The sequence below is a fragment of the Streptomyces malachitofuscus genome, from assembly GCF_055571035.1.
The window spans coordinates 1-25522 of record NZ_JBVIGA010000044.1; the positions used below are offsets into that span (position 1 = coordinate 1).

General features: G+C 67.4%; 16 protein-coding genes and 2 pseudogenes. 7 read left to right on the forward strand and 11 right to left on the reverse strand.

The annotated features are described in order from the left end of the window. Nucleotides 1-299: 299 nt before the first annotated feature. Complete coding sequence (locus ACZ44S_RS37290) at nucleotides 300-1523, reverse strand: IS701 family transposase (protein WP_466937556.1); 1224 nt, start codon at nucleotides 1521-1523, stop codon at nucleotides 300-302. A 447-nt stretch (nucleotides 1524-1970) separates the two neighbouring features. On the opposite strand from ACZ44S_RS37290, the gene ACZ44S_RS37295 reads away from it, so the two are divergent. From ACZ44S_RS37295 to ACZ44S_RS37305, 3 genes are all read left to right on the forward strand, one after another. Continuing rightward, nucleotides 1971-3521, forward strand: coding sequence for a DNRLRE domain-containing protein (locus ACZ44S_RS37295; protein WP_466937559.1), 1551 nt, complete (start codon nucleotides 1971-1973; stop codon nucleotides 3519-3521). Next, nucleotides 3518-5479, forward strand: coding sequence for a LamG domain-containing protein (locus tag ACZ44S_RS37300; protein ID WP_466937561.1), 1962 nt, complete (start codon nucleotides 3518-3520; stop codon nucleotides 5477-5479). The genes ACZ44S_RS37295 and ACZ44S_RS37300 overlap by 4 nt, the downstream gene beginning before the upstream one ends. Nucleotides 5480-5585: 106 nt before the next feature. Further along, entirely contained in the window at nucleotides 5586-8735 is a 3150-nt protein-coding gene (locus ACZ44S_RS37305; protein WP_466937563.1) for a hypothetical protein, read from the forward strand. A gap of 136 nt (nucleotides 8736-8871) precedes the next feature. Here ACZ44S_RS37305 and ACZ44S_RS37310 read toward each other — a convergent pair whose 3' ends face one another. The 3 genes from ACZ44S_RS37310 to ACZ44S_RS37320 form a co-directional block, all read right to left on the reverse strand. Further along, nucleotides 8872-9726, reverse strand: a complete 855-nt coding sequence (locus ACZ44S_RS37310) for a cyclase family protein (protein WP_466937566.1) — start codon at nucleotides 9724-9726, stop codon at nucleotides 8872-8874. A 14-nt stretch (nucleotides 9727-9740) separates the two neighbouring features. Next, nucleotides 9741-10118: a DUF2255 family protein gene (locus tag ACZ44S_RS37315; RefSeq protein ID WP_466937569.1), complete on the reverse strand. Its 378-nt coding sequence runs from the start codon at nucleotides 10116-10118 to the stop codon at nucleotides 9741-9743. Nucleotides 10119-10199: 81 nt separating this feature from the next. Further along, entirely contained in the window at nucleotides 10200-11165 is a 966-nt protein-coding gene (locus tag ACZ44S_RS37320) for an alpha/beta hydrolase family protein (RefSeq protein ID WP_466937571.1), read from the reverse strand. A 119-nt stretch (nucleotides 11166-11284) separates the two neighbouring features. Here ACZ44S_RS37320 and ACZ44S_RS37325 point away from each other — a divergent pair, with 119 nt between their 5' ends. Then, complete coding sequence (locus tag ACZ44S_RS37325) at nucleotides 11285-11875, forward strand: TetR/AcrR family transcriptional regulator (RefSeq protein ID WP_466937574.1); 591 nt, start codon at nucleotides 11285-11287, stop codon at nucleotides 11873-11875. 117 nt (nucleotides 11876-11992) lie between these two features. Here the strand turns inward: ACZ44S_RS37325 and ACZ44S_RS37330 are convergent, their stop codons facing one another. Genes ACZ44S_RS37330 through ACZ44S_RS37345 form a run of 4 tightly spaced genes read right to left on the reverse strand, consistent with a single transcriptional unit; the run spans nucleotide 11993 to nucleotide 17830 of the window. Further along, a complete protein-coding gene (locus tag ACZ44S_RS37330; protein WP_466937576.1) occupies nucleotides 11993-12523 on the reverse strand; it encodes a hypothetical protein in 531 nt (176 codons plus the stop codon). Beyond that, nucleotides 12520-14706 (reverse strand): site-specific integrase, encoded by a 2187-nt coding sequence (locus ACZ44S_RS37335; protein ID WP_466937578.1) that lies wholly within the window; start codon nucleotides 14704-14706, stop codon nucleotides 12520-12522. The genes ACZ44S_RS37330 and ACZ44S_RS37335 overlap by 4 nt, the downstream gene beginning before the upstream one ends. After that, complete coding sequence (locus ACZ44S_RS37340; RefSeq protein ID WP_466937581.1) at nucleotides 14703-16502, reverse strand: hypothetical protein; 1800 nt, start codon at nucleotides 16500-16502, stop codon at nucleotides 14703-14705. Before ACZ44S_RS37340 ends, ACZ44S_RS37335 begins: the two co-directional genes overlap by 4 nt. Continuing rightward, nucleotides 16499-17830 (reverse strand): site-specific integrase, encoded by a 1332-nt coding sequence (locus ACZ44S_RS37345; RefSeq protein ID WP_466937583.1) that lies wholly within the window; start codon nucleotides 17828-17830, stop codon nucleotides 16499-16501. Before ACZ44S_RS37345 ends, ACZ44S_RS37340 begins: the two co-directional genes overlap by 4 nt. Nucleotides 17831-17936: 106 nt before the next feature. Between ACZ44S_RS37345 and ACZ44S_RS37350 the strand changes: the two genes are divergently transcribed. From ACZ44S_RS37350 to ACZ44S_RS37360, 3 genes and pseudogenes are all read left to right on the forward strand, one after another. After that, entirely contained in the window at nucleotides 17937-21383 is a 3447-nt protein-coding gene (locus tag ACZ44S_RS37350) for an endonuclease toxin domain-containing protein (RefSeq protein WP_466937586.1), read from the forward strand. 85 nt (nucleotides 21384-21468) lie between these two features. Continuing rightward, nucleotides 21469-21867: a hypothetical protein gene (locus ACZ44S_RS37355; RefSeq protein ID WP_466937589.1), complete on the forward strand. Its 399-nt coding sequence runs from the start codon at nucleotides 21469-21471 to the stop codon at nucleotides 21865-21867. A gap of 441 nt (nucleotides 21868-22308) precedes the next feature. Next, nucleotides 22309-22561: pseudogene (locus ACZ44S_RS37360) on the forward strand (IS5/IS1182 family transposase); the annotation flags it as partial. A 31-nt stretch (nucleotides 22562-22592) separates the two neighbouring features. Here ACZ44S_RS37360 and ACZ44S_RS37365 read toward each other — a convergent pair. From ACZ44S_RS37365 to ACZ44S_RS37375, 3 genes and pseudogenes are all read right to left on the reverse strand, one after another. After that, nucleotides 22593-23318, reverse strand: a complete 726-nt coding sequence (locus ACZ44S_RS37365; protein ID WP_466937592.1) for a hypothetical protein — start codon at nucleotides 23316-23318, stop codon at nucleotides 22593-22595. Nucleotides 23319-23383: 65 nt separating this feature from the next. Next, nucleotides 23384-24475, reverse strand: a complete 1092-nt coding sequence (locus ACZ44S_RS37370) for an IS630 family transposase (RefSeq protein WP_466937595.1) — start codon at nucleotides 24473-24475, stop codon at nucleotides 23384-23386. Nucleotides 24476-24641: 166 nt separating this feature from the next. Further along, nucleotides 24642-25504, reverse strand: a pseudogene (locus ACZ44S_RS37375) (IS701 family transposase); the annotation flags it as partial. Between the last annotated feature and the right edge of the window lie 18 nt (nucleotides 25505-25522).

Consider the following 25522-nt stretch of genomic DNA (forward strand, 5'->3'; position numbering starts at 1 on the left):
CCAGCTCGGCCTTCGGCCGTCCCGTCCTCGCCACCCGGCCATCATGCCGAACCAGCACTGACTTACGAAGCGAATTCCCGACTCAGGACACTAGTACTCCAGCAGGATTTCGGTGTCTGACCTGGTCTTTCGTCGGGCGGGCGGAGTGTAGCGCGGCTTCGATCGTGAGGGGGCGGTCTCACGGGGACTGCCCCTTGATCGTGCGACAACGCCGCAGATAGTGACAGCGGCGGGCGACTGCTTGGCGCCGGCGGCGCCAGTTCGACCAGCTCAGCGCGTGACGTCGTCCGGGTGTCCACTCAGGTGCGGGGGCTGGGCACGACAAGTTGCCAGGAGTCGCCGAACCTCCGCCACTGTGAGCCCGATGACCCCGCCTGTCCCTCCTGTTCCGCCCCCTTTTCCCGGGCCTGGTGTGTCGTGGCGGCCAGGAAGGCGTGCGCGAGCATGGCCAACGTGATGTGCCGATACCAGCCGACGTAGCGGCGGACCTCATACTGCTCCAGGCCGCACTCATTCTTCGCGGCCTGGAAGCACTCTTCGATCGCCCAACGCGTCCCGGCGACTCGTACCAGTTCCCGGACCGTGGTCTGAAGGGGTGCGTAGGCGAGGTAGTAGGCGATCTCGTCGGGCTTGCTGATGCTGCGCCGGGCCAGTGCCCACCGCATCCGGTGGGGGGCCTCGCCCTGGTAGTCGAACTCGGCGACGGCCGGCAGCCGCACCGCCGCCCAGTGGTAGACACGGGGCCCCTTCGCGCCGTCGCCGCAGGAGATCTTCTCCCATGCTTCGTCCGGGGCCTGCGCGAAGAGGCCCTCGATCCGTGAACAGCCCACGCTGAACTGTGACTTGGGGACGGCCAGTACGTAGCCGACTCCTGACTGTTCCAGCAGCCGGCGGAAGCGGTTGTCCTGGCCGTAGGCGGAGTCCGCGGTGACCCAGGCGATGGGCAGTGGCGAGGCGAGGGCCCGCAGCACGAGGTGCCGGGCCAGTTCGCCCTTGGTGGCGAACTCCCGCTCATCGGGGACCCTTGCGGTGCGGCAGCGTTCCAGGTCCTCGGTCCACGACTTCGGGAGATAGAGCTCGCGGTCGACCAGAGCCCGGCCGCGGGCGGAGGCGTAGGCAGCAAAGACGCCGATCTGGCAGTTCTCCGTCCGGCCGGCGGTTCCGGAGTACTGGCGCTGGACGCCGGCTGAGGTGGTGCCCTTCTTGATGAACCCGGTGTCGTCGATGATCAGGACGCCGCTAGCCTCGCCGAGCTTGTCGGCAACGTATTCCTGCAGGTCGTCGCGGATGTCATCGGGTTCCCACTTCGATCCGGCGAGGAGGTGCTGCAGGCCGTCGGGCGTGCGGTGGCCGGCCTGTTCGGCCAGCTGCCAGCTGTTCTTGCGGGCCACCGGGGCAAGTAGCCCGCGTACGTAGTCACGCATGTGTCGGCGGAGCTCGACTCGGCCGAAGCGGTGTCCGATGGTCAGGAAGAGATCGTCCAGTTCGAGGTCCCACTGCGAGGCGGCATACTCGGTGATCACCCTCGGAGGCTGCCCCGCCGCTGTCACTATCTGCAGCGTTGTCGCACGATCGAGGGGCAGTCCCCGTGAGACCGCCCCCTCACGATCGAAGCCGCGCTACATTCCGCCCGCCCGACGAAAGACCAGGTCAGACACCGAAATCCTGCTGGAGTACTAGCGGGTGGTGGCAAGGAAGTGGTGCGGCGTTGATGGTGCCAACGACCAAGTGCCGTAGCTGGAAGAGGAGTTGGGCGGTACTTCGTGATCGAAAAAGTTTACCGTCCGGCAGTATTTGGTCACGAGAAGTGACCACTTGCCGTATTTATGAGCGTGGACAGCATCCTTACGTGATCTTTAAAGTTCACTCGGCGAACATAAATGTTCCAGGGAGTGAAGGTTGCGAGGATGAATGATGGGGGGATAGGGCGCCGTTGGCGCCCTATATCCGGATTGGTGGGAGCGGCTGTCGTGGCAGCGCTCGTGGGAGGGGTGCTGGCGCCGGCGGGGCTAGCATCGGCCAGCGATGTGGAGCGGTCAGAGGCTGCGTCCTCGGTGCCGGCAGACGAGGCGGCTAAGGGCAAGGCGTTTTGGGAGGACGATGGGCTCCCTCCGGCGACTGCGGAGCAGCGGGCCTCCGAGAAAGCTGCGGAGACCGGGCAGCGTGTCGACGTCACTGCGCTGACCACGGAAACCGGGCAGGTCTTTGCCAACCCGGACGGCACCTTCACTTCGACGACGTCCGCGGTGATCGAGCGCGTACGCAGGGACGATGCTTGGGTACCGGTCGACACATCGCTGGTGAAGAAGGCGGATGGTTCGCTCGCGCCGAAGGCTTCGTTGGAGATGACGCTGTCCGGCGGCGGTGACGGGGCGCCGATGGTGCGGATCGAACGTGGCGGCCACGCCTATGAAGTGTACGCGCCGTGGTCGCTGCCCGCGCCGGAGATTGACGGCTCGCACGCGGTCTACAAGTCGGTGCGTCCCGACGTCGACTTGGTGGTCCAGGTACTGCCGGACGGATTCACTCAGAACCTGGTCGTGCACACGCCTGAGGCAGCAGCCGGCCTGAAGTCCATCACCTACCCGGTCAAGGCCGAGGGACTCACCGTTCGCAATCAGGACGGCGTAGTAGCCCTCGTGGATGAGGGCGGGCATCCGGCGTTTATCAACAGTGCGCCACTGATGTGGGACTCGGGCCCGGCACCGGCGGCCCTCAGGGTGGCCGCGCGGGCTGCGTCTGATCCGGTGGACGCGGTCACACCGCCTGCTCAGGCCCGCACTGTGGTAGCTGACATGGCCGCCGAGCAGGACGAGTTGACGGTGGTTCCCGATCAGCAGTTCCTGGCGGATCCGAAGACGACGTACCCGGTTGTGATCGATCCGCCCACGGTGGCGGGGAAACTGACCGGGTGGACCGCCCTGTGGTCCAACGCGAGCGGCACCTCGTTCTGGAACACCAGCCATGCCTTGGGTGTGGGTTACGACGCGTACGTGGACAACAAGAAGGTCCGCTCGCTGTTCCAGTTCGACACCCGCAGTGTGGCCGGCAAGAAGATCTTGCACGCGGACTTTTCCGCGTATGAGATCTGGTCGGCGAACTGCGAGAAGCGCAATATCGAACTGTGGCGGACTGGCAGGATCTCTTCGTCCACGAAGTGGTCGTCGAGTCTGTCCTGGTCGTCGAAGGTGGACACGGTCTCCGCGGCCAAGGGGCACTCGTCCAGTTGCCCGGATGGCACGGTGGAGTTCGACGCGACCGCTGCGGTCGCTTACACGGCGAAGGCCAAGGCGACGACGACGACGCTGGGTCTGCGCGCGAGTGAGAGCGACCCGATTGCGTGGAAGCAGTTCATGTCTCCCAAGGACTCGGACTCCACGACAGGCCGCAAGCCCGTCCTGTCCATCACGTATGTGAGCCCGCCGACGGCGAAGCCGTCGTCCGTGAAGCTGTCGGAGCCGAAGGTGTCCTGCTCGGCCTCGACCAGCCCGGCGATGACCGTGATACGACACCGCGGTTGACTGCGACGCCGACGTCGGCGGACGGGTCGCAGGCGAGCTTGCGCCCCAACTTCGAGTTGTATGCGGGTAGCAGCACCACGCCCACATCACTGAAGCCGACCACGTGGACTGGCAGTGGCACCGCAGGCACTGTGCCGACCGCCACTCTGACCGAGAAGACGTATCGCTTCCGGGCGCGGACGGAGTACAAGTACACCTACGGTGGCACGACAAGCTACCTGTACGGTCCGTGGTCCTCGTACTGCTACTTCAAGGTCGACTCCACGGGCCCGCCCAAGCCGACCATTACCTCGGTCGATAATCAGTACCCCGAGTGTGCCGGCACCACCTGCGAAGGCTCCCCGGAGACCGGCAGCGTCGGCATGACCGGCAAGTTCACCATCACTGCAGGTGCCACCGACGTACGCCGCTACCTGATATTTCTGAACGGCGTGCAGATCGAGGACAAGGTCTACGCGGTCAACACGGCCAGCCACACGGCCAATGTCACTCCGGACAAACGGCTCACCAACACACTGCGTGTGCAAACCTTCGACGCGGCCGGTAACCCCGGTGAGACCCGCGACTACCTTTTCAACGTCGCCAAGGCCTCGGCGCCGGTCGGCGTGTGGAAGTTCGACGAAGGCACCGGCACTACCGTCGCCAACGCTCAAGGCTCATCACACTCGCTCACCATGACGGGCGGCAGCTGGGCGGCAAAAGCCCGCCTCGGGAAGGGGTTCAGGAGCACTGGCAGCAACGGCTACGCAGCAACGAGTGGCCCCGTCATGGACACCGCGACGAGCTTCGCCGTCTCCACGTGGGTCAGGCTGAACTCCAAGACCCAGTCGACGGTGATCCAGCAGCGGGGAACCAACGTAGGCGCATTCCAGCTGTACTATTCCACGGGCTACGACCGCTGGATCTTCAACCGCTATGACCGCGACGCGAGCGATGACACCGCCACCATTGTGCGGGCCGTCGCGAAAGAACCGCCCGTGCTCGGTGCCTGGACACACCTCTTGGGCGTGTATGACCGACAGGCCCAGAAGATCAGGCTGTACGTCAACGGCACCCTCCATGCGGAGACCGCCTTCACCACGCCATGGGCAGCCCAGGGCGCGCTGGAAATCGGCCGATGGGGCTCGGGCAACCAACTGGACGGCGAAGTCGACCATGTCGCGGTCTACAACCGCGTCGTTTACCCCGACGAACTGCAGGGTCTGGTCAACCTGGAAAGCTCGGAGACCGGATACCCGCAGGCCGAACTCATGGCGCACTGGAAACTCGACGAGACATCAGGCACCAGCGGGGTGGACAGCACCGGTCACGCCAGCACCCTGCACCTGCAGCCCGGGGCCACGTTCGGCACCACCGACGACTACGCGCACGGCAATGTTCTGAGCCTGGACGGCGCCCAGACCGGGCATGCCAAGGCGACAGTCAGGCTGGACAACCGAGGCAGCTTCACCGTCGCAGGCTGGGCCAACCTCGATGCCTCGAGCCTGGAGAACACCACCGGCGCCCACTCGCCGACCGTGTTCTCCAGCCCTGGGATGCAACGCGACGCCTTCCGGCTGTGGTACCGGCAGGAAGCAGGCGAGTCCGTGGGCGACTGGAACTTTGGAACCTTCGACACGGACGTTCTCGGCGGCCCGATGGGCACAGTGGCCTCCGACGAGGTCAACCCGCCCAGCGGATGGATTCACGTGGTCGGCGTTTTCGACTCCGCCAACCAGTCGGTCAAGCTCTATGTCACGGGTGAACGGCAAGGTGACGAGAACGGTGCCCTGTCTCACGGAGGCTTCCAGCCCGGCAGCTCACTCATGGTCGGTATGGGACGACGCCATGACACCGGTACCTACGGCAATCTCCTGACCGGACAGCTCGACGACATGCGCGTATACGCCGGCGTCCTGTCAGAGCCGGAGATCACTCAACTGTCCCTGGTGGACGAGCCGCCGGTCGACATCGGCTGACACGCCCGCACCCCCGCCTCCCCTTCGCGCACCACATGTTGCGGTGCGCCGGACTGTGCCAGCCAGCCGCCCGGCGCACCGCCATAACAACCTGAGGACATCACCTGTGAAACGCCGCAGATATGAGCTGCCTGCGTGGTCGTGGCAACAGGCCGGACGTCGCAGGCTGACCCTCGTCAGCCTGCCCGTTGCCGGCGCCGTGATAGCCACGCTGCTCGGCGCAACACCACCGCAGGACACCAGCCAGCCGCACAGCGCCCTGCAGGCGCCCCAGTACGGCAAGTCGGTGCCGTTCAAGACCAAATCCACAAAGATCGACGATCCGACGGTCAAGGCCGCGCAGAAGACCCGCCAGCGGGCGGGCACCCCCCCGACGTGGCCAGCCGCTGGTTCTGTGACGCTGGACATGCCCGGGACCAAAAGCCAATCCGCGAAAGCGGACAAGCTGCCAGTCAGCCTCAGCGTCACCGCGACGCCCAGGTCCAGCGCGGCCAGGACGGCCACCGCGCCGGCACCCAAGCAGGCCAAGGTAACCGTCCTTAAGCGGAAGCAGGCTCAGCAGCTGGGTCTGGACGGCGTCTTGCTGTCTGTGCAGCGCTCTGACGGGGAAACCGACCCGGCTGCACTCTCGCTCACCGTTGACTACAGCGATTTCGCCCACGCGTACGGCGGCAACTGGTCCAGCCGCCTGCGCGCCGTCCAACTGCCGGCATGCGCCGTGACGACACCAAGCAAGGCGGCGTGCCGAACCACCAGGGCGCTGCCCACCGACAACGACACCAAGCATGACACCCTTACCGCACAGGTGACCACCGCGCAGGCCAAGGACGCGGCTGGCACCCTCACCGTACTGGCGCTGTCCGCTGGTGCCGGCTCAGATCAGGGCACCTACGAGGCGACTCCGCTTTCGGCGTCCGCCACCTGGGCCGGCGGCGGATCGAACGGTGACTTCACCTGGAGTTATCCGCTGGCAGCAGTGCCCGCCCCCGCGGGCAAGACACCGTCGCTGTCCCTTGGCTATTCATCACAGAGTGTGGACGGCCGCACGTCCTCCACGTCTGCGCAACCCTCGTGGATTGGCGAGGGCTTCGAGCTGCCCACCTCCTACATCGAGCGGTCCTACGGGTCCTGCGAAGACGATGGACAGGACGGCAAGTTTGATCAGTGCTGGAAAGAGGACAACGCCTCGGTCGTACTGAACGGCAAGTCGAGCCCTCTCATCAAAGTCGGCAGCAGCTGGCACATGAAGAACGACGACGGCGAGAAGATCCAACTCGAAACCGGCGCCACCAACGGTGACGACAACGGCGAGCACTGGATCATCACCTCGACCGACGGAACCCAGTACGTCTTCGGCAAGAACCGCCTCCCCGGATGGGAGACCGGCAAGCCGGAGACCGGGTCAACATTTACCGTTCCGGTCTTCGGTGACGACTCCGGCGAACCCGGCTACAACAAGGGCAGCGCTTTCGCCGACCGGTCGCTCTCCCAGGCCTGGCGCTGGAACCTCGACTACGTCGTCGACCCGCACGGAAACGTCACGACGTACTGGTACAGCAAGGAGACGAACTATTACGCCAAGAACGGCACCACCGGAAACGGCAGCGCGTACACCCGTGCTGGATACCTGAAGCGGATTGATTACGGCCAGCGCACCGACACCATCTTCTCCACCACCCAGCCTGCCGCAGCCCGCGTGGTGTTCACCGTCGGCGAGCGGTGTATCCAGGTCACCGGTGGAGAAACGTGTGCGTCTCTGACCGAATCCAACCGCAGCGCCTGGCCGGACGTCCCGTTCGATCAGATCTGCGCCGCTGGGACGCCGTGCACGGACCAGCCCGCACCCACGTTCTTCACCCGCAAACGGCTCATGCACATCACCACGCAGGTTTACGACGGCGCCGGCAGCGGGGCGGACACCGACTACCGGAACGTCAACAAGTGGAGTCTGAAGCAATCATTCCCCGACCCCGGCGACGGCTCCGCACCTGGCCTGTGGCTGGATTCGATCCAGCACACGGGCATGTCGGGCACCGCCATCACCATGCCCGCGGTGAAGTTCTCCGGTGTCCAAATGCACAACCGGGTCGACAAGACCGGAGACGACGTCCCGCCGTACATCAAGTGGCGCGTCCGCACGGTGACGTCGGAGACCGGATCCGTCCTGACGGTCAACTACTCCGCCCCGGAATGCATCGCCGACACCAACATCCCGACCGCGCTGGACAAGAACTCCAAGCGCTGCTACCCGGTCAAATGGATCCCGCCGTCCAACCCGACACCGGGCACCGACCCCAAACCTCGCACTGACTTCTTCCACAAATACGTGGTCACCCAGGTTCTGGAGTCCGACCCGACCGGCGGCGCGCCCCTGAAACAGACCGACTACACCTACAGCGGCGGCGGCGCCTGGGCCTACGACGACCAGTCGCCCATCACCCCTGCCAAATACCGCACATGGGGCATCTGGCGCGGCTACAACAAGGTCACCACCACCATCGGCGAACTTTCCGGGACCCGCTCGAAAACCACCGCCCTCTACTACCGCGGCATGGACGGTGACAAGCAGACGGACGGCACGACCCGCAGCGAAACCATCACCGACTCCAAGGGCGTGGCGAAGACCGATTCTGAACAATACGCAGGCCAGGTCCGCGAACAGATCACCTACAACGGCGCCTCCGGCACCGAAGTCACTGCTACGGTCACCACTCCATGGTCGAAGAAGACCTCCACCGACACACACTCCTACGGCACCGTCAACGGTTATCTGGTCCGTACCGGAAGTGAGGTCAAGCGCACTCGCCTCAACAACGGCAGCGAACTCACGTCCACCACAACCACCACATACGACGAGACCACTGGTCAGCCCCTGACCGTGGAAACCGATGCCGCGGGCACCAAGGACTGCACCCGCACCCAGTACGCCACCAACACCACCCAATGGATGCTCAGCTACCCCAAGCGGGTGGAGAAGGTCTCCACCGGTTGCTCGGCGACACCCAAGCGAACCAACGACCCGAACACCACCGACGTCATCTCCGATGTCCGGTCGTCCTACGACGGGCACGCCTACGGCGCCGCCCCCACCAAGGGTGCCGTCACCCGGGTCGAGCGGCTGACCGGCTATGCCACCGACGGAACTCCGCGCTATCAGACCGTCGGTACCGCAGCCTACGATGCCCTGGGCCGCGCCACCGACACCTGGGACACCACCGGTTCTGCGGACGCTTCATACGTGTTGCCGCTCAGATGACGACGGTACCAGGGCGACGGGTCCGCGGCTGATGACTACGGTCCAAGACACTGCCCTGCGCGGATGCAGCTTCCGCAACTGCGCAGCTTCTGCGAGCAGATAGGTCGAGGTGCGAGTTGTCACGATGCGGGCGGGGCTAGAACACGGCGATGGGGTTGACCGGTACTCCGCTGGCTCCGTGGATGCGGGGCGGGGCAAGGAGAAGCAGGAAGGTATTGCGGCCGGTCTCTGCGCATGTGCTGGCGAGTGTTTCGAGGTCGGCGCTGTCGACGAGGGGCAGGCCCAGGCCGTAGAGGCCGCGGCGGTGCAGGGGCAGGGGGTCGATGGCGTCGAGTGGTGGCCAGGCGTCACCGGTGTCGCCGACCCATACGCTGATCTGGTGTTCGTCGAGCCATTCGACCGCTGATCGGTCGACTCCTGGCATGGCCGCTCCGTTGGTGTTGAGGGGATCGCAGCCGGTTCGAACGACGATCGCGTCCCCAGGTTGTATGGGCTCTCCTGCGGCCTTGGCCGCTGTGCCTAGGGTGCGTGCGGTGATCTGGTGTCCGTCGGCGAGACGGCTGGCGGGAGCGAGGTCCATGAACACGCCCCGGGTCAGGATGCCGGCTCCGAACACTGCGGTGGAGCCGATGGCGACACCTGCCGGCGTGACCCGGTCCCCGACGGCAACGCCTGGGTAGACGGTGCCGTCGACGATGACGTGGGAGAGCGCGTCGAGGTGGGTGATGGCGGGGTGGTGCGGGGTGATCACCCACTGTTCGGCGATCGCTGCCGGTGGGGTGCCGGTGTAGAGCATGGACTGCTGCCAGGCAGCTTCACCGTCCGTCGAGGCGCCGGGACCGAGCGGCGCGGGCCGCGGATGCACCGTGCGGGCGAGGGAGACGGTGCGGCCGGTACGGGCCGCTGCCAGAGCACGCCGGCGGACGGCATCGGTGATGTAGTGCAAGGTTCCGTGCTCGTCGTCGGCGCCCCACCGGGAGGTGTCGGCCATCGTGTGGGCTCCGATCAGGGGGACACGGGAAGGACGCGCGCGATCTGATCCCTTGAGCGAGTGAGGAGATCGGCGGAGAAGTACGGGTCGTTGCCGTACTTGGCGGTGAAGGCGGCATCGACGCGGTCCTTCGTCGGGCCGTCGGTGACGTGGGTGTAGGCGACGGGGCCGTTGAAGTCTGCGAACGAGGCGATTCCCGCCTGCTGGCGCAGTGCCGCGGCGAACCACCGGGACTGCGGGTTCCCGCTGCGCACGTAGATTGCCCCGTCGGCGTGGACGGCCCACACCCAGATCAGCGTGCCGGGGGTGATGCCGTCCTCGCGCAGCGGCGCGGTGCGGAAGTCGTCAGCCGACGCGATCGCGTCGAGCTGCTGTGAGGTCCAGCCAGTCATAAATGTGGTCCTTTCGCTTACATGGGGCGGGCCGTCCCCCTGTGTGCGGGTGCCGCAGCGGGGGCACCGCCCAGGGGAGGGCTACTTGCTGTCGATGCGGCCGAGCGTCGTTCCGGCCTCGGCGAGGGCGGCGGTGGCCTTGGCCCAGGCGGTGTCGGCCGCATCCAGGGCGCTGCGCAGGTAGGCGGTGGTCAGGCACTGCAGGACGGCGACGCGCTCCGGGTTCTCGTCGGTGGTCTCCGCGGCTTCCCAGTTCGGGATGCCGCCCAGGGAGTGTTCCGCGCCGAAGAGGGTGAGCAGGTCGGTGGCGCCGGGGCTGTGCGTGTAGGCGTCGGTGAACCAGTCCGGGCCGCGGCTGGACATCTTGGACTGGTCGTGGTCGCCGGCGACCACGAGCGTCGGGGTGGTGAGCTGGGCGAAGGAGGGGTTCATGAACGGGAAGTGCTCCTTGGCGAACGGGTGCAGCTCCTCGCCGCCGATGCCGGTCGCGGCCAGCAGCACTCCGGCCTTGACCCGCTCATCGGCGTAGTCCTGGCCCACCTGCCCGGAGGCGTCGAGGATGCGGGCACCGAGCAACATCTGGACCGTCTGTGCGCCCCAGGAGTGGCCGGCGGCGACGACCTGGTCACGGTCCACTCGCCCGGCAAGCCCCGGTACCGCCGCTTCCACGGTGTCGAACTGGTCAAGGATGCGGACCAGGTCCGCGTGCCGCTCGGTCCAGATCTGCCCGAAGGCGGGGTCGTCGAATCCGATGCCGTTGCGGCGGGAGTCCAGGTGGGTGGGCTGAACGACGACGAAGCCCTGGGATGCCCAGTACGCGGCCAGCGGGGCGTACCCGTCCAGCGACCAGCCGTTGCCGTGCGAGAACAGCAGGACCGGCAGATTGTCACCACTCACAGGTGCGGAGACACGCGCGGCCAGCGGGACGGTCCGGTCGGGGGCGTCCAGCGCGACGGGGGCGACGGACACCACCTGGTCACCGGCGCCGACGATCTCGTCCAGTGCGCGCACGATCGGAGTGTCGGTTGTTGCGGGAGTGCTGCTCATGAGGGCACCTGCTCTTTGCGTTCGAGGGGGATGCCGTCCACAATGGAAGCGGAACGACGCTCCACATAATACGGAGCATTGTTCCGCTTTTCAAATCCTGCGAACGAAAGTGCCTTCAGATGCCCGCCGACCCGAACGCCTCCGCCGCTGCTCCGCGCGGCAAGCGGACCGACGCCCGCCGCAATGAGCAGGCGCTGCTCGATGCGGCGGCAGCCGTGTTCGTCACGCACGGCGTCGACGCGCCGGTGCGGCAGATCGCGGCGCAGGCGGGCATGGGGATGGGGACGATCTACCGGCACTTCCCCACCCGCCCTGCCTTGATCGCGGCGGTCTACCGTCACCAGGTCGAAGCACTGGCCAAGGCCGGGCCCGCTCTGCTGCAGGAGGAGCGAGAACCGAGCGCGGCGCTGCGGCGGTGGGTGGCGGGGTTCGTGGAGTTCCTGGTCACCAAGCACGGACTGGCCGGCGCCATGGGGGCCGACGTCGAAGGCGCGGACGACCTGCACAAGTTCTTCATCGACCAGTTGGTGCCTGTCTGCGACACCCTCCTGACAGCGACGCTCGGCGAAACCGGCACCGGGCGGATCTCCGGGTACATGCTCATGCGCGGCATCGGCAACCTCTGCATCGGCGCCGGCAACGACGGCCGCTACGACGCCGACCACCTGGTCGACCTGCTCGTCACCGGCCTCCTCGCGGCTGAGAGGTAAGGCCGCCAACCACTGAAAGGCCCTGCCGCCGCACGGGCATCTGGCGCCCGGCCTGTCCGAAAGGCACGGCCCGTGCGAACGCCGCTGGGAAAGGCACCAAGCAGGAGTGTCTCGGCGTTAGTGCCGATGGCGCCTGCGCGTGAGGTCGGGGACGGATTCGTGGGCAGCGACCTGCTGCTCCAGGGCCGCGTTGTTCTCCTTTAGGTTGCTGTTCTCGAACTCAAGGACGTGGACGATCCGGGCCAAGAGCTGCACCTGGCTACGCAGATCGTTGCGTTCGGCGCGGACGCGGGCCAGGTCCTGCTGCTGCTTGGCCGCGCGGGCGCGCGCCGAGTCGGGCACTTCTTCAGGGGCGGAGGCACGGGCCCTGACCAGGGCGTAGAACAGGTCCTTGAGGCCGGTGTGCTTGTGGGTGAGCTTGTTGCGGCGCAGTCCGGCTTCGGCGGCCAGGGAGACGACGGTCAGCTTGCCGTCGGAGCGCAGCGGGGCGCCGATCAGCAAGCGCACCATAGCGTCGGTGATGGCCCGGACCTCGGCGGCGTCCTCGGTGTCGGCGTGGCCTTGGGCGTGGGTGAGGGCTTCGCCGACGAGCTGGGCGAGCGCCGCGCCGTGGCGCGGGCCGGGCGCGGCCGTGGTGGGGGTGCTCATCGGCGCTCCGTGGGTTCGGTGTCGGCCGGCTGCTGGGTGTCGTGGCGGCGGATGATGGCGGTTAGGTGGTCCTTGCGCTGCTGTTCGCGGGCTGCGATGGGGTAGGGGGCGAGGCCGGCGTCGGCGTCCGCGTCGATCCGGGCGACCTCGGTGCGCAGGGCGGTGATCTGGCTGTCGGTGCGGCTGATGTTTGTGCACGCCGGGTGGCAGCGGGAGTGGTCGGGGGTGCTGCGGCCGGCGTCGCGCGCCCAGTCGCGGTCGGGGTTGCACAGCGCGGTGAACGCGTCGTGGTTGCAGGTCAGGAACGCTTTCGGGTCCTCGTAGACCTGGAGGCGGGGGTTGGCGACCAGCGCCCGCAGTTCGCGCCTGCCGAGGTAGGTCCCGGCGTAGCGGTCGGAGAACTCGGTGGCCGCGGCGCGGTAGCGGTCGGCGGCCGGGCCGCTGACCTTCTCGCCGGCGGCCAGGCGTTCGGTGGCCTCGGTGAGGGTCTCGGCCAGGGCCAGGCCCTTCTCCTGGTCCAGCACTTCGAGCATGTCGGCCTGGGAGCGGCCGGCGTAGGACTCCGACATGGCGGTGGCCGCGTGCCCGTACTGCACCGCGAGCGCGATCCGGCCGCCGGGCTGGCGGTAGATGAACCAGGCGACGGTGCGGCGGAAGCGGCGCAGAGCGACGGCGCCGTCGGGGTCGGGCGGGATCAACTCGTGGGGCCGGTCGTGGGCGGCGGCGAGCTGGTTGGCCCAGGCGGTGAAGGCGCGGATCCGTTCCACGGCGGTGTCAGAGGACAGGCCGGTGCGGGGCATGCAGGTGCCCTTGGCGTGCCGGTAGAGGGTGCGGGTGAACAGCTGCTCGCCGTCTTCGAGTTCCTCCACGACGGCGATGGCGCGCGCGACGGGCTCCAGCACGATCCACGGGTCGGCTCGCTGTTCGCCTTCGCCGATCGTGTTGCCGTCCTCGTCGAGCACGCCCTTGAAGTGCCGGCCGCGGATCTCGAAGCGTACGGTGCCGTCGTCGCGCTCGACGCGGGTGCAGCAGCCGCGGCGCAGGGCCAGAACCTCCTCGGGCCGCATGCCGGAGAGGTAGGCGCAGAGAATCAGGGCGGCGGTGGACAGGTGCAGCATCAGCACGTCCACCTCGTCGAAGCCGATCGCCGCTCGCCACGGGGCGGCGCCGATCCGGGCGTTGACCGGTACGTCGAGGAGCGGGGCGGGGCCGAAGTCGGCCGGGGTGAGCTCGTCGGTCAGCAGGCCGCGGGCGCGGGCGACCTGGGAGGTGGTGACGCCGAGGGTGCCGGCCAGGAAGGTGTTGGCCATCGGCGGCAGCGGTCCGCCGAAGCGGGCGCGCACGGCGGTGGCGCCGGGCGCACCGCTGGAGGGCAGCTTCTGCCCGGCGGCGAGCAGGCCGCGCAGGTGGGCCACCGCGGTCTCGGTGCCGTCGCGCGCGGCGCGGTCGGGGATGGCGGCGAGCAACCGGCGCTGCTCGCGGGCGGCGGCCAGGATGTCCGGGGACAGGTCCAGGACCGTGCGCAGCGCCCACACCAGCAGCGGGGCCATGACGGCCGGGTGCACGATCGCGATGCTGTTCTCGCCGCCCGGGGTGTCGTCGTTGGTGCCGAGGAAGTCGGACATGACCGCGGCCGGGTCCTCCCACGGCGGCATGACCAGCCGGTCGCTCTGGGGCAGGAAGGGGGCGTAGGCCCACAGCCGGGAGATCACCCACAGGGCCTTGGCGTCAGTGCGCCACTGGCGGCCGAGCGGACGCAGGTGCTCGGCGTATGCCTCGAGGTCGCCGGTGGTGACCTGGGCGAGCTCGGTGATGCCGCGCGCGCCGAGCCAGTCGGCGAAGCGGATCCAGATCTGGAAGTTGTGGCGCAAGGTGCCCGGTTGGGTGGTGGAGCGCGCGGCGCGCTGCTGGAGCAGCACGGCCGGGGTGGGGATGTTCAGCTCGGCGAAGGCCGCGCGCATCATGCCGGGCCGCAGCCCGGCGGGGCAGCGGCTCCAGTCGATGACCAGCGAGCGGCTCGTCTCCCTCGGGCTGATCAGCGCCAGCCGCCAGGCCAGATCGCGAAAGCGCGGCAGCTGCTCGGAGTCGAAGCCGGGCCGCAGCCGGTTGAACGGCAAGACGAAGGCGTCCGGGGCCGGGTCGACGACCTCCGGACCGGCGGGCAGGGGCAAGGTCGTACTCACGGGTCGAGCCTCCTCTCCAGCATCGCGTGGATCAGCTCCCGCTCGCTGTCGGCGACGGCGGCGAGCAGCTGGGGCCGCGCGTCGGTAGGGGTGTAGGTGGTGAGGAAGTCGCCGATCCGCGCCTGGTGCGTCGCCCAGTCCGCGGCCCACACCGCCGGCGTCACGGCCGCGCGCAGGGACTCCAGCGCCTGGTGCAGGTAGGCGATGCGGGGCAGGTCGCGGCCGGTGGCCACCGCGTTGCGGCAGGCGAAGCACAGCAGGAACGACACCGCGCACGACATCCCGGCCGTGCTGTGGTCGGAGTTGAGGAAGTCCGCGCACGAGGCGACCGGGGTGCGCAGCCGGCCGGCCACGATCCGGCGCGCCACCTCCACGTCGATCCCGGCCTCCTTGGCCACGAGCTCGGCGCTCACCTCGCCGGCGGCGTCGACCTCCTCGACCAGGCGCATGGCGACCGTCTGCCGGGCGGAGGCCAGAGCCTGGGCCAGCCCGAGCTCCACCGCGCCGCGCGAGGCGGCGCGGACGTCCTCGTCCTTCAGCTGGTACTCCCGCTCGTGGGTGTCCTGGGTGTTGTTGCGGGCCCGGCCGTGATGCGCCTGCGCGCTGTGGCGCAGCGCCTGGGCGTGCACCCGGGCGGGCAGGTCGACGCCGGCCGCGCGGGCCTGCCGCTGCCAGGACCGGATCGCGCCCTCCAAGGCCTTGCCGGCCTCGTGGTCCAGGAGATTCTCCGCTCCTCCGAGACCGCGGTGGCCGACCAGCAGCTTCGTCGCGGGCCTGCCGAGCGCCTCCAAGGTGGTCCGGGCTTGTGCGGTCAGCTCCAGCACGTGGCGCAGAGCGCGGCCGCTGGAGCCCTCGCCGACGTCGACGAGCGTGTTGCTCGCGTGCCGGCGCCGTCCGCGCCGGGCCTTGTCCGTGTCGACCTGGTGCACGGCGGGGTCCTCGCGGTCCGCGTTCGGCCACCAGGTGGGCACGTCCATCTTCTTGAGCACCGACTGGTTCCACGCCTCGTGTGCGATCAGCAGGACGGCCGCCGCCCCGATCTCCGGCGGAGTCGGAAAGAGCCGGCTCAGCGAGGCGGCGTTGCCCTCGAATCCGAACGCGCGCTCCGCGTACGCGGTCACCGCGCGGGTGGCGCTGTTGGGGTAGCGCGGCAGGTCCCCGGTGCGGGCCAGCACATCCAGCACCTCCCCCAGAGGCCAGTCGCCGTCCCCGCGCTCGATCGCCCCGGCCCGCCACCGCTCAAGAACCGCGGTGTTCGCCGCGATCCGCAGCCGCCCGGCGCGCACCGTCGCGGCGGCCGCGTCCCGGATCCGGCGCAGTTCCTCCCGGGTGTGGGCCTGCTTGCGCGGCCGGCCGCGCCGGGCCGGCGGTCGCCGCCGCGGCCTCTCCATGAACACCCGGGTCGCCTCCGGCACCCCGGGCGCCCGCCGCACGACCGCGGCCAAGACCCTGCGGACGTGGATGTCGCCACTCCACTGCTTCCACCACTCCACCGTGATCTGCCCGGTCGCGGCGACGGGCGGCTCGGCCGCCGCAGCGTCCTTGAACAACAGCTTCAGCGCGCCGACGTTCGACAGGTAGGTGTCCTGGCTGCCCCAGCCCCGGCCCTGCGCGGCCAGCGCGGCCACCAGCGCCCGCCGGAAGTCGACGGGACCGGGGCTGGCCCGGAAGTCCCACACGCCCAGCGGCTTCCCCGCGCCGCTGACCGGGCGGATGACCAGCCCGTCCGCGTCCAGTACCGGCGCCTTGCGGTAGTCCGTCGGCGGCAGCGCTGCCCGGCGCCCCCGCCCGCTCACGCCACGTCCAGGATCAGGCCCGTGCGCGCCGCCAGCTCTGCGATCTTCTCCGCGTTCACCGGGTTGTCGTCGTCGCCGAGCAGCGACTCCAACTGCAGCCCGCGCACCGGCTCCAGGTACACGTCCCGCGTCACCTGGTCGCTGCGGTGGCCGAGCATGTCCTTGACCATCAGCCAGACCTGCCCGTACACCTCCTCGTAGTGCAGGCGCTCGGCGGGCGTCAGCCCGAGCCGGCGGTCCAGCGCGTTGTGCAGCGCGATCAGGGTCCGCAGGGCCATGGAGTGCCGCAGCATCTTCGGCGTCGCGAAGACCTCGAGCCCCGCGGCCGCGCACCGGTCGCTCGCCCGCTCGAAGATCTTCGTCCAGCTCGTGTACCGCAGGGGCAGACCGCTCTCGGTCAGCCACAGCATCGCCGGCTCCGGGCCGTCCTCGCCCTCGACGAACAGCAGCATCCGATCGGAGGCCGTCAGCTTCCCGAGCGCGCTCTCGCCCGTACGCCCGTCCCGACTCGCCCAGCGCACGCGGCCCGCCCGGCTGATCTGCTGAATGATGCGCAGGTCGGGAAGCCGGTCGTAGACGCCGCGCCGCCGCGCGCGGGCTACCGCCAGGGCGCGCGTGCTCATCCTGTAGCCCTCGACGCGCTGGAGCGCCGGGTGGCCGAGGTAGAAGGTGTAGCCGGCCCGCTTGGCCACGCCCTTGCCTACCTTTCCCGGGTAGTAGTTCCGCCGCCCCAGGGCCGGGAGCTCGCAGAGCAGCAGGGTGCCGCCCTCCCGGCGCCGCAGGCCGCTGGAGTACATCAGGTCGGCGTACGCCGTGTCCCGGCCGGCCGATCGGCCGCGCCACGTCTCGTTCTCCAGGCCGCTCGGCAGCATGCCGCCGAGCCCGACGTTGCGCCACAGCCGAAAGGCGCGGGGCGACAGCCACTTCACGTCCGAGGTCTTCACGTCCGACGGCGAGGCGAGCGTTACCGGGTTCGACGGGACGAGGCCGCGCTTGGCCGCGATGCCGTACAGCAGCTTCAACGCGGCCTGCTCCTTCGCCCACGTCCCGTCCTCGACCGGTGCCGGGTTCGCCGCCCCGCGTCGGCGCCAGTCCTCCCAGTCCTCGACGTCGTCCTCTGACGCCTCGTTCCAGTCCAACCCGCGCTGCCACAGGAACGTGAAGAACAGCCGGTAGAGCGGGGCGTACGTGACCTGCGTGCCCCGCGCCTTGGCGGAGAAGGCCGAACGCCGCAGGCACTCGATCAGCCGGGGGTCCACCCGGCCGTCCGGCGCGACGAGGATCGGCTGCCGCTCGCGCAGCCCGAGCGCGCGCTCCCGCTCCTTCAAGTCCTCCCAGCCAGGGACGGGTCGGTCTCCGACGGGATCACCCCCGTCACCAACCCAGAACAGCCGCCATTCGTACGCCACTTGACTCCCTCAGCCGCAACACGACATGAGGCAACACAGCGTATGTCCACAGAACACAGGTACTAAGACCAAACACGCCGAGTACACCCCAGCCAACGGTGGCCCGCTGACCAAGCGCGTTGAAAGCAACGCCCTTGGCCATACCGTCACCACAGAGATAGCACCCGATTGGGGAGTCAACACCGCCACCATCGACCCCAACGGCAACCGCACCGAGATGGCCTATGACGCCATGGGTCGCCTTACAGACGTCTGGCTCGCCGACCGGGATCGATCGGCCAACCAAACGCCCAACCACAAATTTGAGTACAAGGTGCAGGCCACGGCAGCCTCTTGGGTCGCCACCAAGTCCCTGAACAATGACGGAGACACGTACTTCACCCAGTACGCGATCTACGACGCGCTCCTTCGTCCACGGCAAACCCAGGTGCCAGCGGCTGTCGGCACCGGGCGAGTAATCACCGAGACTAAGTACGACACGAGGGGCCTCGAGTCAGAGACATCGGCCGACTTCATCGACACGACCGCCCCCACCGGGACGCTGGCCAACCTCACGACCGCAGCCCCCGCCGGCGCTCAGACCACCTATGACGGGGCCGGACGCCCCATCGTTGAGAAGACTCTCGTCAACGGTCAGGAGTTCTCCCGCACCACCCACACCTACGACGGAAACGCCACCACTGTGCAACCCCCGGAAGGCGCATCAGCGGTGCGAGAAGAAGTCGACGCGCGCGGCCGCCTCGTCGAGAAGCGTGAGTACGACGGCAACACCACTGCGGCCGCGTCCGCCAAGTTCGACTACACCTACGACCACGCCGACCGGCTCAAGACGGTCGAGGACGACGACGGCAACGTCTGGAGCTACGGGTACGACCTGCTTGGACGCCAGACCTCCGCGAAGGACCCGGACGCCGGACCCAGCTCCACCAAGTACAACGACCTTGACCAGGTCATCGAAGCCACCGATGCCCGCGGCAAGACCCTCGGCTACACCTACGACCTGATCGGCCGGCAAACCGCGCGTGTCGAGGGAACCGTCCCGATCGTCGACGGCGTTCCCACTCCGGCCGATGCCAAGTACCTGGCTCGCTGGTCGTACGACACCATCGCCAAGGGACAGCCCACCTCCTCCATCCGCTACGTCGGCGGCAAGAGCGGCGACGTCTACGCGATCACCGCCGCGTCCTACGACAAGGTCTACCGGCCTCTCAAGGAGCAGTACACGATCAGCACCAAAGAGGGCGCACTCGCAGGCACAGGCACCTACACCATCACCAACGCCTACAACCTCGATGGCACCCTGCAAAAGCGCACCATCCCCGCTATGGGAGGGCTCGGCGTTGAAACCCTCTCCTACGGCTACACCTCGACCCGACTGCCCGACACCCTCAGTGGCCTGACAGGCCTAGTGCAGGACACCGACTACCTGCCTGCCGGCGAGCAAATCCGCACCACTCTGGGAGTCTCTTCCACCGCAGACTGGACCGAGGTCAACTACGAGTACGAAGACGGCACCAAACGCCTGGCACGCCAGACGGTCAAGTCGGAGACCCACACCGGCACCGACGCCGACATCTACTACCGCTACGACAAGGCGGGCAACCCGCTAGAGATCGACGACCGCGCCACCAGCCCCGGCGACAAACAGTGCTTCAGCTACGACGGCCATCGCCGACTGAAGGCTGCCTGGACTGCCACCACCGACTGCGCCACCACCCCGAGCACCAGCAACGTGGGAGGTCGCGCACCATACTGGCAGAGCTTCACCTACGACACCGCCGGCAACCGGAAGACCGCCACCAACCACCTGGCCAGCGGCGGACCGGCCACCACTACCTACAACTACAAGACGACCGATCAGCCCCGCCCGCACGCCCTCGCCAACACCGTCACCGAACTGGCTGCCGGAACGAAGACGACCAACAGCTACACCTACGACGCAAGCGGAAACACCGAAACCCGCAACCTCAACGGCACTACGCAAAACCTTGACTGGGACATCGAGGGAAGCCTGAGCAAGGTCACGGAGGCGAACAGCGACACCACCTCCTTCCTCAACGATGCCGACGGCAACCGCCTCATCCGACGCGACTCCACCGGCACCACCCTGTACCTCGGCGAGACCGAACTCCGCCTCGACAAGGCGAGCGGCAAAATCGAAGCCACTCGCTACTACACCCATGCAGGCAAGACCGTCGCCATGCGCACCCCCCGCGCGCTGACCTGGATGTGCACCGATCAGAACGGAACAGCCAGCCTCCAAATCAACGCCACCACTCAGGCACTGACCCGCCGCCACAGCCAGCCGTTCGGTGAGCAACGTGGCCCCAAGCCCGCTGCATGGCAGGGTGAGAAGGGATTCGTCGGCGGCACCGAAGATCCCACCGGTCTCACCCACCTGGGCGCCCGCGACTACGACACGGCCACCGGCCGATTCGTCAGCATCGACCCTATCGGCGACCTGAAAGACCCCCAGCAGGTCAACGGCTACGCCTACAGCAACAACAACCCCGTCGCGTTCGCTGACCCGGACGGCAAGTTCTTCGGCTCTTTGATCGCGCTGATCGTGGCGGTCATCAAGGTAGTAACCGCCTACTTCAACCTAATCCGCAGCGGCAGCGACGGTGGCGGTGGCGGGATGTCCCCCTCAGGCAGCGCCAACTACGGAAGCGGCGGCGGAGTGGGCGGCTCAAGCACCTGCGGGATGGGGTACCCCGCCTTCAAACCCGGCTGCATGAGCAACGAACCCGCCGACCCTCGAGCGCAAGGATCGTTCAAGGATTTCGGTCTCGGAATTCTGAATGGCCTCGTCGGGGGAGCCGCGGACGCCATAGACATCGGCGTCAAGCTCCACCCTTCCTGCTGGGCATTCGGAGACACATGTAGCCCAGTCCGCGACGCCTGGGATGACATCAGCAGGAAGCACGGTATTGACAAGAACAACAAGGCCAACGATGCAGGCGAAGGGGCAGTACTAGTAAGCACCTTTCTCCTTGGACTCGGGTCGGCTGTGAAATACCTCGGAAAGAAGCTCCTGAAGGGAGGTGCCGACGAGGCTGCCAGTTCCCCGTGGGATCTCCCAGCCAACGAGCGCGGATTCGCGATCGAGGATGATGTGTTCGGAGGGAGTAATCTTCCGAACAATTTCAAGACGATCGACCACTGGGATGCATCTACCGGAACCGCGGTCAGCTACAAATCAATCGACACAAACGCAAAAAGCTACGCAAACGGATCAAAGGGGGTATCTGCTCTGAAATCGCAAGCTAAGCGGTACACGAATCAGATGGCTTCGTACAACGGCGGCACCTACAGTGGTGTTACCGTTCCGGGTGGCGCGTCGATCAAGAATCGCGGACTCAAGATTGCGGTTCCTGCAAACATATCTCAGGCACAGATGGCAGCGCTGCAGGAAGTGACGACCTACGGCGCGGGCAAGGGCGTCACGGTCGAGGTTGTCAAGGTGAAGTAGACTGCGACAAGCATCTGGGCGCCGTTCCAGCTGTGGAGTGGCGCCCAGGCGGGGGCGATGCACGAAAGGGAAAAAGGAGAGATAGTTGTCAAGCATTATTGATGATATCGCCAGCATGTCCGCATGGGTGGCGAAAGCGCTGGAATCATCGGGATATCGTGCCGACTTCTCCATTGAAAGCCTCGGTGACATTGACCGATTCATTGACGACAACTCTGTCAACGGCGTAGCCAATCCGGGTGGTATCCTAGCCGACGGATTGGGGAAAAAGCTGTTCGCGCTTGGGGCTTACGTCGGCGAAACGCTCCGCCGTCGACATGGTGGAACCTGGCAGGCGGACGACAGTGATCCAAGAGGGGAAATCAACGCCACACTTGTGCTCCCCGATGGGGGGCATATTTGGCCCGTCCAGCGCGTAATCAACCGGTTCAAGCGCGGAGATGAAGAGTCGATCGCCGTGTATGGCCTCATGGTAGGCAACTGACGAAGCGACGGGCCAATATTCCGCCCTAAACCGAAAAGCTGTCCCTTTTCTCCATATTCCGTGATCAGCCGTCGGTGCGAGCCAGCGGATGAATCGCGCGGTGGCTGGGTTCGGACATGGCGAGAGCTCTTACAGGGCCGCTGCGGCTTGAACAGTTCGGTTTTGTACAGGCCGATCGCCGACTCGGTGAGGGCGTTGTCGTAAGCGTCGCCGACCGAGCCGATGGACGCGGCGATGCCGGCGGCGTGAAAATGCTCGGCAAGCTTGAACGATGTGTATTGCGACCCGTTGTCCGAGAGGTGAAATAGCTAGCCTGCTTGGACCGGCTGTTGCTCGCCGCCGCGCTGCCACAGCGCCATCTCCAAGGCCGCTGGACAAAGACGGTCTCCTTCACGGTGGCCGCCGCCCAGCCGACGTTCCGGCGGGAGAAGGTGTCCGCGATTGCGACGCCGGCAGATCAGGCACACCATCCCCGAGCGCCGCGACCAGCAAGGCCATCGGCAAAACCGCGGCAGCAAGGGCGGGCGGCCCGCCGGCTTCGACCGGGCCCTGTATGCCCGCAGGAACGAGGTCGAGCGCACGATCAATGCACTCAAGGGGCTTCCGCGCCGTGGCCACTCGATTCGACAAACGAGGTTACGTCTTCCACGGAACGGTCACCGTCACCGCGATCCGTCTCTGGCTCCGCTCCTGAGCTTGCTCGCCTACTCCCGATCAGCCCTGGCCTACCGCAGGACGGGACGGTTGGCGGATGTGTACTCGTCCGCGATGCTGAACACGCTCGCACAGTGTGGGCATTCGGCCTTGCCGAAGAGGTGGGCGATTCCATCGGCGAGGGCCTCGTGCCCGTCGCGGACGGCAGTCTCGTGCATCCACCGGCCGGTGCCGGAGAGTTCGTCGGGGGACGCCGGACGTAGGCCGCGACGGTCCACGTCGCCCAGGTTCCAGTCCCGGATCGCTGAATAGCGCCCGTGGTCCCCGATGGCGATCGTCACTTCCACGGCGCAGCTGGGGCAGGGCAGGTGGTAGAAGTCATCCGTGAAGTCCCCCAGGACGGCACTCCAGTGGTACTCCTCCCTGGCCGCGAGCGAATCGAGGAACGCCGCGAGGTAGTCGACCGGCCGCGATTGCAGGTGCCGGTCCAACAGCTGGCGGAACTCAGCGATCGCGTCGGCGCAGTTCACCAGCAGATCATCGCAGCCGTGGTGTCCTGCCGCGAGTCGCAGGATCGTTCCCGCCAGTTCACGCGCAGGTGCGCTCGTAGAGGCAAGACACACCAGGCGCGGCAGGGCGGCAAAGCTGGCGGGGAAGACGAGGTCGTGTTCCAGGACCAGCCGGTATCCCAGCTCCTCCCATGCATCGGCGTTGTCCTTGAGCTCCACCTGTTCCATAAGGGCGGGGACGCGATCGACATCCCCGTAGCAGTCCTGCATCTGCGTCCAGTTCACCACCTTGGCATTAAAGCTCCTCATGGCAATCAGGGGGGCGCTCCTGGTCCTGACTCATCGGACAGGCCCTAGTGACCTGAGTCGGAGATTCGTCGGCAGTAGGCGGCGACTTTGTCGAGGATCTCGTCGGCGGTCTTTGTCCAGACGAACGGCCGTGGGTTGGCGTTCCAGTCGGCGAGCCAGCTGCGGATGTCGCGTTCGAGGGCCTGGACGGAGCGGTGGACGCCGCGCTTGAGCTTCTTCTGCGTGAGCTCGGCGAACCACCGCTCCACCAGATTCAGCCAGGACGAACTCGTCGGCGTGAAGTGCAGGTGGAAGCGGGGATGCGTCAGCAGCCACTGCTTGATGGCAGGCGTCTTCTGGGTGACGTAGTTGTCGAGGATCAGGTGCACGTCGAGGTCGGCGGGCACTTCCTTGTCCAGCTTGCCCAGGAACTTTTTGAACTCGACGGCCCGGTGCCGCCGATGGAGGGAGCCGATGACCTTGCCAGTGGCGACCTCCAGGGCCGCGAACAGGGTGGTGGTGCCGGCCCGGACGTAGTCGTGACTGCGGCGTTCGGGAACACCGGGCATCATCGGCAGCACGGGCTGTGACCGGTCCAGGGCCTGGATCTGCGACTTCTCGTCCACGCACAGGACCAGGGCCTTCTCCGGCGGATCGAGATACAGGCCCACGACGTCACGGACCTTGTCAATGAACAAAGGGTCTGTGGACAGCTTGAAGGTCTGTGACCGGTGTGGGGCCAGGGCGAATGCCCGCCAGATCCGCGAGATCGCGGACTGCGACATGCCTGTGGCCGCGGCCATCGATCGGGTCGACCAGTGGGTGGCGTTCTTCGGCTTCTCCTCCAGCGTCTTGACGATGACCCGCTCGACGTCCGCGTCGGTGATCTTCCGGGGAACACCAGGCCGCGGTTCGTCGGACAGGCCGTCCAGGCCGCGTTCGAGGAAGCGCCGCCGCCAGGTGCGGACCGTGTCCGGAGTAACCCGCAGCCGACGGGACACCTCCATGATCGAGTGCCCCTCGGCGCACTCCAGCACGATCCGCGACCGCAAGGCGAGGGCCTGGGCCGTCGTGCGACGACGGACCCAGCCCTCCAGCGCGGCCCGCTGGGCATCGGTCAACGACAACGGCGGGATCTTCGGACCCGGACGACTCATACCCAACCAACGACGAATCTCCGACTCAGGTCACTAGTAGTGCTTCGTTAGGTTCTGGGCTGTCTGCGGCTTCTCCGAGGGCTGGGCAGGGGTCGTCCGCAGGTGGCGCAGGTACCGGTCCAGCACCTCAGCAGGTCCTGAAGAACGTCGAGGACCTGGTAGAGAGTCAGGCCGGTATGCGGACTTTTGGGTCGTGCCGCCTGAGGGTGAGGAAGGCCTGGGCGGCGGTGACGAGGGTGACGTGGTGGTGCCAGCCGCGCCAGGTGCGGCCCTCGAAGTGGTCCAGTCCGAGGCCATGCTTGAGCTCGCGGTAATCGTGCTCGATCCGCCAGCGCATCTTGGCCCACCGCACCAGGTCAGCGACGGGTGTGGTGGCGGGCAGGTCCGATATCCAGTAGTCCGTCGGGGTGCCCTGGCCGTCCGGCCATTCGATGAGGAGCGTCTGGACGGGCAGGACGCCGTCCCAGCGGTTGCGGCCGCCGCCGGCCTCCTGAGCCGCTGCCAGGGACTGCTTGCCTGCGGGCCGCACGGCCAGCACCGCGAACCGTGAGGTCATCGCGCCCTTGCTGCCCTGCCTCCAGGTCACCTCGGTGAACCGCTCCGCACCCCTCTGCGCCGCGAGGACGCAGACGGCTCGCGGTGGGGTGCGGTAGCGGGGAAGGGTGGGTGGTCCGAGCCCGCCATAAGCAGGCTGGTGCGGCTCGGCATCCTCCAGGTGGACGACTTCCTTCCCGCTCAGGGCCAGGACATAGGACAGCCCTCGCGCCTGGAGGCCGAGCCGGAACGGGGTACTGACGCCGTAGCCGGCGTCGGCGACCACGACCGGAGCCTTCAGCCGCCACTCGGCAAGCGTGTCCAGCAGGCCGAGCGCCAGACGCCACTTCTCCCGGTGCACCACGTCGTCGGGGACTCCTGCCCTGCTGCACCGGTCCGGCTCGTCCGTCCACTCACGCGGCAGATACAACTGCCACTCCAACGGACACGAAGCGTGTCGGTGGCGGCATGAACACTGACCGCGACCTGGCAGCTGGGCAAGCAAGACCATCA

Excerpts from the sequence above, each read along its gene's own strand:
- ACZ44S_RS37310 (WP_466937566.1), bottom strand. The coding sequence starts at position 9,726 with ATGGCCGACACCTCCCGGTGGGGCGCCGACGACGAGCACGGAACCTTG.
- ACZ44S_RS37315 (WP_466937569.1), bottom strand. The coding sequence starts at position 10,118 with ATGACTGGCTGGACCTCACAGCAGCTCGACGCGATCGCGTCGGCTGAC.
- ACZ44S_RS37320 (WP_466937571.1), bottom strand. The coding sequence starts at position 11,165 with ATGAGCAGCACTCCCGCAACAACCGACACTCCGATCGTGCGCGCACTG.
- ACZ44S_RS37325 (WP_466937574.1), top strand. The coding sequence starts at position 11,285 with ATGCCCGCCGACCCGAACGCCTCCGCCGCTGCTCCGCGCGGCAAGCGG.
- ACZ44S_RS37330 (WP_466937576.1), bottom strand. The coding sequence starts at position 12,523 with ATGAGCACCCCCACCACGGCCGCGCCCGGCCCGCGCCACGGCGCGGCG.
- ACZ44S_RS37350 (WP_466937586.1), top strand. The coding sequence starts at position 17,937 with ATGAGGCAACACAGCGTATGTCCACAGAACACAGGTACTAAGACCAAA.
- ACZ44S_RS37370 (WP_466937595.1), bottom strand. The coding sequence starts at position 24,475 with ATGAGTCGTCCGGGTCCGAAGATCCCGCCGTTGTCGTTGACCGATGCC.